The sequence below is a fragment of the Variovorax sp. BGA-UO-ETr-C22 genome, from assembly GCF_059567965.1.
The window spans coordinates 734,013-741,468 of record NZ_JCAQPA010000007.1; the positions used below are offsets into that span (position 1 = coordinate 734,013).

Consider the following 7,456-nt stretch of genomic DNA (forward strand, 5'->3'; position numbering starts at 1 on the left):
GTGTCGCCTTCACGCGTAGAGGCTCTCGATGGCCGCCGAATAGAGGCGCACGTTCTCCTCGCCTTCCGGGTCGAGCTTCGCGATGAGAGCGCGTGCACGCTCGCGGTAGGCCGGCAGGTTGGCGTCGTGCTCGGCGAACGCGCGCCGCAGCGCCTGCCCGCCCTCCTCGCAGTCGAAGCCGTGGTAGCGGTAGCCGCAGTCGCCGATCAGGTGCGAGTTGTGGATGAGCGGCCAGCCGCCGTACAGCGCCTCGTAGTAGAGGTAGTTCTGCGCGTTCTCCCAGTGGTGCGCAAAGACCGCGTCGATGGCGCCCGGCAGCACCTGGTACAGCGGAAAGCGCCCCTCGAAGGTCGCCAGGCCGTGCCGCACCAGATCGAGGCTCTGGGCGAAGGCGACGAAGTTCGGCTTGTCCTTCAGGTGGAAGCTGTTGTAGACCCACATCTTCTCGATGAGGCGCGGCTGCGCGCGGTGCGCCGACTCGCAGCCCAGCATCGGGATGAAGCTGGTCTTCACCATGCAGATGTTGGGCTCGAAGATGGCCACGCGCCACTGCTTGCGCCCCGGTTCGTAGGCGAAGCGCTTGCCCTCGGCGCCGCGCGCCATCGCCTTCTCGACCACCATCGGGCTCCACAGGTGCGGCATGAGCTTGGTGGGTGCGCGGAAGGTGCTCGCGAAGTACGGCTTGCAGGACGTTTCGTACTCGGGCAGCGTCCACACCTCGTCGTACGGTGCGCCGCTGACCAGCATGCCGTGCGGCTTGTTGAAGGTCATGCGCTCGATGTCGATCACGTAGTCGTTGCCCACGCGCATCGAGACGATTTTTCCGCCGCGCTCGCGGAACGCCACCGACCAGTCGCGCCCGAGCTGCGCGCTCATCTCGATCATGAGGTCGAGCTCGTGCGCGGCGGTGGCCATGTCGATGATCGGCACCGGCGAATCGGCCAGGAAGTTGGTGGCGTCGGCCGGGCCGCCGTCGCCGCCGCCGGCCACCAGCACCGTGCGCTCGACGCAGGGCGAGCGCAGCAGCAGCATCACGAGGAACAGGCAGTTCTGGTAGACGCCGTTCTCCCAGAGGCTCTGCTCGCCCTTGCGGATGAAGATGGAGACGCCGACTTTCAGCTTCGTGGGTGAAACGGCCGCGCGCGGGCCTGCGGTGGGGTTCTGCACCTCGCTCATGCGGCCACCTTCGCGTTGCCGGCACGGAACGCCGGATCGCCGCCCACCAGGTTCAACAGCCGCTGCGCGTAGCCGTCGATGTTGGCGGGGTGCATCGGATCGATCGCGTCGAACACGCGCTGGCTGCGCGCGCGGTAGTCACCCAGTTGCGCGTCGTGGCCGCGCACGGCTGCGGCCAGCTGTTCGGCGCCGACGGCGATGTCGAAGTCGGGGTAGTAGTAGCCGGCATCGCGCAGCCACGGCGAGTTGTGCACCAACGGGTAGTTGCCGTACAGCGCGTCGAGGTAGCTGTAGTTCTGGTCGTTCTGCCACTGGTGCGACACCACCGCGTCGGCGTGCTGCACCATGAAGCCCGCGAAGTCGTGCCGTCCGTGGAAGGTGGCCTTGTGCTGGCGCACGATGTCCAGCGAGTTCGCCAGGTAGAGCATCGTCGGATGGTCTTTCAGGTGCAGCGTGTTGAGCACGTGCATCGCCGCGACGTGCTCCGGGTTGGCGCGGTAGGCCTCGTCGCTGATCAGCATCGGGATGCTGCACGACTTCACCACCGAGATGTTGGGCTCGAAGATCGCCACCCGGAAACCCGGCTGCTGCGCCGTGCGCGGCTGGTAGCCGAAGCGAAAGCCCTGCGCCTGCACCTCGTCCACGCGCTGCGCCAGGAACTGCGGCGACCACAGGTACGGCACCTCGTGCACCGGGCAGCGGTGCAGCGTGCGCATCATCGGCGCAAAGGCCGCGTCCTTGGGCAGCAGCCAGATCTCGTCGCAGCGGTCGGTGGCGCCGAAGTGCCCCTTGTCGGCAAAGACGATCGGCTCGGCCAGCGCCACGAAGGGCTGCCCCACGCCGTGGAAGGCCACGCGCCCGCCGCAGGCGCGGAAGTACGACAGCCACTGCACGTCGAGCGCGCCCGCCATTTCGATGACCACGTCGAGCGCGTCGGTCAGCTCGCGGGCGCGGCCCAGCGTGAGCCCCATGGCCGACAGGTCGACCTGCGGCGGCATCGCCTGCTGGTCGCCCGCGTCGATGAGCGTGACGGACTCGACGAATTCGATGCGTTGCAGCAGCCGGGCCAGGAACAGGACGTTCTGTCCCATTCCGTTTTCCCAGATGTTCTGCCCCGCGTGGGAGAGGACTGAAATACCGATGCGCATGGCCGAAGTGTGTACCAAAAAAACAATGGCTCCCGCGCGCAGAGCGCGGGAGCCACCGGACCGGGGGCGTCGGCCTAGCGGCCTTTTACTTCCACTTCCAGCCGATGCCCGCGTTGACGCCCCACTCCTTGCCGGTGGAGCTCAGGCCCGCGCCCCAGGAGATCTTGCCGTCGTCCGACAGGGCCTTGAAGGTCAGCGCCACCGCGCTGTAGCCCTTGTACGAACCCATGCCGATGCCGATCGTCTTCTCGCCCGGGTACAGCGTGGGCAGGTAGGTGCCCGACATCGCGAAGGCCATCGCCGAGCCCGAGTAGGCGATGCGCGCCACGTCGCCCACCTGCTTTTGCACCTGCTGCAGCTGGCCCAGGTTGACCGCGTCGCCCGGCAGCACGCCCGGGGCCACGTTGCTGATGCGCGTGGGACCCGAAGTCTCGGTGCCCAGCGTGATCTGGTTGTAGTTCACCGACCCGTCGGGGTTGGTGGCGTACTGCACGCTGCTGGCCTTCGCAGCCGCCGAGACCGCCTTCAGCTGCGCCACGTTGGTCGCGTCGCTGTCGGCCGAGCCGGCTGCCACGCCCGTGATCTGGCGGAACTGGTTGTTGGCCGCATCGCCCACCGACACCGCCGCCTGCGTGCTGGTCGTGGCCTTGATGGCCGCTTCCTGCTGCGCATTCGCGCTGCCCGGCACGTAGCCAGCCACGCCCGCCGCCCGCGAGGCCACCGAGTTCGCACCCAGTGCCACGCCGCCGGTCTGCTGCACCACCGCGCCGAAGCCGATGGCCGTGCCCTGCGCGATGTTCTGCGCCTTGCTCAGTGGCGTGCCGCCGGCGTCCGCACCGTCACCCAGGGCCACGCCGCCGCCGCCGGCACGGGAGTTCGCGCCGATCGCCTGCGAGCCCGTGGCCAGCGCCCCGGTGCCGATGGCGATGGCGTTGGTGCCCGTGGCCTGCGCCCCGAAGCCCACCGCCACCGCGCCGTCGGCCGTGGCCCGCGCGCCGTTGCCGGCCGCGAAGGAGTTGGCGCCGCTGGCTTCGGAACGCGGCCCGATCGCCACCGCTTCCGCACCGCTGGCCTTGGAGTCGGTGTTGGTCGAGTTGGCGTGGAAGTACTTGGTGCCCTTGTCGTTGATCGTGTTGACCGTCGTGCTCAGGCTGCTGATGCTGCTCGTCGCGGTGCTCAGGCCGGTCGACGTCGAGGTCGACAGGCTGGAGAGGCCGCTGGCCGCACCGCCCACGCTGGTGGACAGGCTGTCCAGGTTGCTGTTGGTGGTGCTCAGGCCGGTCGACAGGCTGTTGACGTTGCTGTTGGTCGTGCTCAGGCCGGTCGAGAGGCTGCTCACGTTGCTGTTCGTCGTGCTCAGGCCCGTCGACAGGCTGCCGACGGCGCTGTTGGTCGTGCTCAAGCCGGTCGAAAGACTGTCAACGCTGCTGCCCACCGTGCTCAGGCCGGTCGACAGGCTGTCGATGCGACTGGCCGAGGTGCTCAGGCCGGTGGACACCGAGCTCGACAGGCTGTTCACGCTGCTCGTGACCGTGCTCAGGCCGGACGACGTGGAGGTCGAGAGGCTGTTCAGGTTGCTGTTCGTCGTGCTCAGGCCCGACGAGAGGCTGCCGACATTGCTGTTGGTCGTGCTCAGGCCGGTCGAGAGGCTGTTGATGCCGCTGTTGGCGGTGCTCAGGCCGGTGGACAGGCTGCCGATGCTGCTGTTGGCGGTGCTCAGGCCGGTCGAGGTCGAGGACGACAGGCTGCCCAGGTTGCTGTTCGTCGTGCTCAGGCCCGTCGACAGGCTGAAGATGCCGCTGTAGGCGGTGCTCAGGCCGGACGAGAACGAGGTGGACAGGCTGCTGACGTTGCTGTTGGTCGTGCTCAGGCCGGTCGACAGGCTGTCGATGCTGCTCGTCGCCGTGCTCAGGCCGGACGAGGTCGAGGTCGAGAGGCTGTCGACGTTGCTGTTCGTCGTGCTCAGGCCGGTCGAGAGGCTGTCGATGTTGCTGGTGGCGGTGCTCAGGCCGGACGACGTCGAGGTCGAGAGACTGCTGACGTTGCTGTTGGTGGTGCTCAGGCCTGTGGAGAGGCTGGAGATGCCACTGGTGGCGGTGCTCAGGCCGGTCGAGAGGCTGCTCACATTGCTGTTCGTCGTGCTCAAGCCAGTGGACAGGCTCGAGATGCCACTGGTCGCCGTGCTCAGGCCGGTCGACAGACTGGAGATGCCGCTCGACGTCGAAGTCGACAAGCTACCCACGGTGCTGTTCGTGGTGCTCAGTCCGGTGGACAGGCTCGAGATACCGCTGGTGGCGGTGCTCAGGCCGGTCGACAGGCTGTCGATTCCGCTCGTAGCGGTGCTCAGGCCAGACGACGTGGAGGTCGACAGGCTGCTGACGTTGCTGTTCGTGGTGCTCAGGCCAGTGGACAGGCTCGAGATGCCACTGGTCGCTGTGCTCAGGCCGGTCGAGAGGCTGTCGATGCCGCTCGTGGCGGTGCTCAGGCCGGACGACGTCGAGGTCGAGAGGCTGCTCACGTTGCTGTTGGTCGTGCTCAAGCCAGTAGACAAGCTGGAGATGCCGCTGGTGGCAGTGCTCAGGCCCGTCGACAGGCTGGAAATGCCGCTCGACGTCGAAGTCGACAGGCTGCTCACGTTGCTGTTGGTCGTACTCAAGCCAGTGGACAAGCTGGAGATGCCACTGGTCGCCGTGCTCAGACCAGTCGAGAGGCTGTCGATTCCGCTCGTCGCGGTGCTCAGACCAGACGACGTGGAAGTCGAGAGGCTGCTGACGTTGCTGTTGGTCGTGCTCAGGCCTGTGGAGAGGCTGGAGATGCCGCTGGTGGCGGTGCTCAGGCCCGTCGACAGGCTGGAAATGCCGCTCGACGTCGAAGTCGACAAGCTACCCACGGTGCTGTTCGTGGTGCTCAGGCCCGTGGACAAGCTGGAGATACCGCTGGTGGCAGTACTCAGCCCCGTCGACAAGCTGTCGATGCCGCTGGTGGCGGTGCTGAGACCGGACGACGTCGACGTCGACAGGCTGCTGACATTGCTGTTCGTCGTGCTCAAGCCGGTGGACAGACTCGAGATGCCACTGGTCGCCGTGCTCAAGCCGGTCGAGAGACTGTCGATGCCGCTCGTGGCCGTGCTCAGTCCCGACGACGTCGAAGTCGACAGGCTGCTGACGTTGCTATTGGTGGTGCTCAATCCCGTTGACAGACTCGAGATACCGCTGGTTGCGGTGCTCAGGCCCGTCGACAGGCTGTCGATGCCGCTCGCGGCCGTACTCAGGCCGCTCGACGTGGAGGTCGAGAGGCTGCTGACATTGCTGTTCGTCGTGCTCAGGCCCGTGGACAGGCTGGAGATACCGCTGGTAGCAGTGCTGAGGCCGGACGACGTCGACGTCGAGAGGCTGCTGATGTTGCTGTTCGTGGTGCTCAGGCCGGTCGACAGGCTGGAGATGCCACTGGTCACTGTGCTGAGACCCGTCGACAGGCTCGAGATACCGCTGGTCGCCGTGCTCAAGCCCGACGACGTCGAAGTCGAGAGACTGCTGAGGTTGCTGTTGGTCGTGCTCAGTCCAGTGGACAGGCTGGAGATACCACTGGTCGCCGAGCTCAAGCCGGTCGAGAGGCTGTCGATGCCGCTCGTGGCCGTGCTCAGTCCCGACGACGTCGAAGTCGACAGGCTGCTGACGTTGCTGTTCGTGGTGCTCAGGCCCGTGGACAAGCTGGAGATGCCACTGGTCGCTGTGCTCAAACCGGTCGAGAGGCTGTCGATGCCACTAGTAGCGGTGCTGAGGCCGGACGACGTGGAAGTCGACAGGCTGCTCACGTTGCTGTTCGTCGTGCTCAAGCCGGTGGACAGGCTGGAGATACCGCTGGTTGCCGTACTCAAGCCCGACGACGTCGAGGTCGACAGGCTGCTGACGTTGCTGTTGGTCGTGCTCAGGCCCGACGACAGACTAGAGATGCCGCTGGTTGCCGTGCTCAAGCCGCTCGACGTCGAGGTCGACAAGCTGCCCACGTTGCTGTTCGTGGTGCTCAAGCCCGTGGACAGGCTCGAGATACCGCTGGTTGCAGTGCTCAGACCGCTCGAGGTGGAGGTCGAGAGGCTGTCGATGCTGCTCGTGGCAGTGCTCAAGCCAGACGACGTCGAGGTCGACAAGCTGCTCACGTTGCTGTTCGTGGTACTCAGGCCCGTCGACAGGCTCGAGATACCGCTGGTTGCCGTACTCAAACCCGACGACGTCGAGGTCGAGAGGCTGCTGACGTTGCTGTTGGTCGTGCTCAGGCCGGTGGACAGACTCGTGATGCCGCTCGTGGCCGTGCGCAGGCCGCTCGACGTCGAAGTCGACAGGCTACTCACGTTGCTGTTCGTGGTGCTCAGGCCCGTCGACAAGCTCGAGATGCCGCTGGTTGCCGTACTCAAACCCGACGACGTCGAGGTCGAGAGACTGCTGACGTTGCTGTTGGTCGTGCTCAGCCCGGTCGACAGGCTGTCGATGCTGCTCGTCGCAGTGCTCAGGCCAGACGACGTGGAGGTCGACAAGCTGCTCACGTTGCTGTTCGTCGTGCTCAAGCCCGTGGACAGGCTGGAGATGCCGCTGGTCGCAGTGCTCAAACCCGACGACGTCGAAGTCGAGAGGCTGCTGACACTGCTGTTGGTCGTGCTCAAGCCGGTCGACAAGCTATCGATGCCGCTGGCAGCAGTGCTCAGGCCACTCGACGTCGAAGTCGACAAGCTGCTCCCGGTGCTGTTCGTCGTGCTCAAGCCGGTCGACAGGCTGTCGATGCTGCTCGTCGCAGTGCTCAGGCCGGACGACGTCGAGGTCGACAGGCTGCTGACGATGCTGTAGGTCGAGCTCAGGCCAGTGGACAGGCTGGAGATGCCGCTGGTTGCCGTGCTCAGGCCGCTCGACGTCGAAGTCGACAGGCTGCTCACGTTGCTGTTCGTGGTACTCAGCCCGGTCGACAGGCTGTCGATGCTGCTCGTGGCAGTGCTCAACCCCGACGACGTTGAAGTCGACAAGCTGCTCACGTTGCTGTTCGTCGTGCTCAAGCCGGTCGACAGGCTGTCGATGCTGCTCGTCGCAGTGCTCAGGCCGGACGACGTCGAGGTCGACAGGCTGCTGACGTTGCTGTTGGTCGTG

The 7,456-nt window shown here is 66.1% G+C and carries 4 protein-coding genes and 1 pseudogene; 2 read left to right on the top strand and 3 right to left on the bottom strand.

Translation table 11 applies throughout. The features are described from left to right. Positions 1 to 9 precede the first annotated feature (9 nt). The 3 genes and pseudogenes from AC57B8_RS07450 to AC57B8_RS07460 all read right to left on the bottom strand — a co-directional run. A complete protein-coding gene (locus AC57B8_RS07450; RefSeq protein WP_496479107.1) occupies positions 10 to 1,176 on the bottom strand; it encodes a DUF2827 domain-containing protein in 1,167 nt (388 codons plus the stop codon). Beyond that, complete coding sequence (locus tag AC57B8_RS07455) at positions 1,173 to 2,324, bottom strand: DUF2827 domain-containing protein (protein ID WP_496479108.1); 1,152 nt, start codon at positions 2,322 to 2,324, stop codon at positions 1,173 to 1,175. Before AC57B8_RS07455 ends, AC57B8_RS07450 begins: the two co-directional genes overlap by 4 nt. An 85-nt stretch (positions 2,325 to 2,409) precedes the next feature. Further along, a pseudogene (locus AC57B8_RS07460) lies at positions 2,410 to 6,006 on the bottom strand (beta strand repeat-containing protein); the annotation flags it as partial. On the opposite strand from AC57B8_RS07460, the gene AC57B8_RS07465 reads away from it, so the two are divergent. Next, positions 5,945 to 7,162 carry a hypothetical protein gene (locus tag AC57B8_RS07465; RefSeq protein WP_496479109.1) on the top strand — a complete coding sequence of 406 codons (1,218 nt, stop codon included), beginning with the start codon at positions 5,945 to 5,947 and terminating at the stop codon, positions 7,160 to 7,162. The pseudogene AC57B8_RS07460 and the gene AC57B8_RS07465 overlap by 62 nt on opposite strands. Positions 7,163 to 7,192: 30 nt before the next feature. Continuing rightward, on the top strand, positions 7,193 to 7,456 hold a 264-nt coding region (locus AC57B8_RS07470), incomplete at its 3' end, for a hypothetical protein (RefSeq protein ID WP_496479110.1).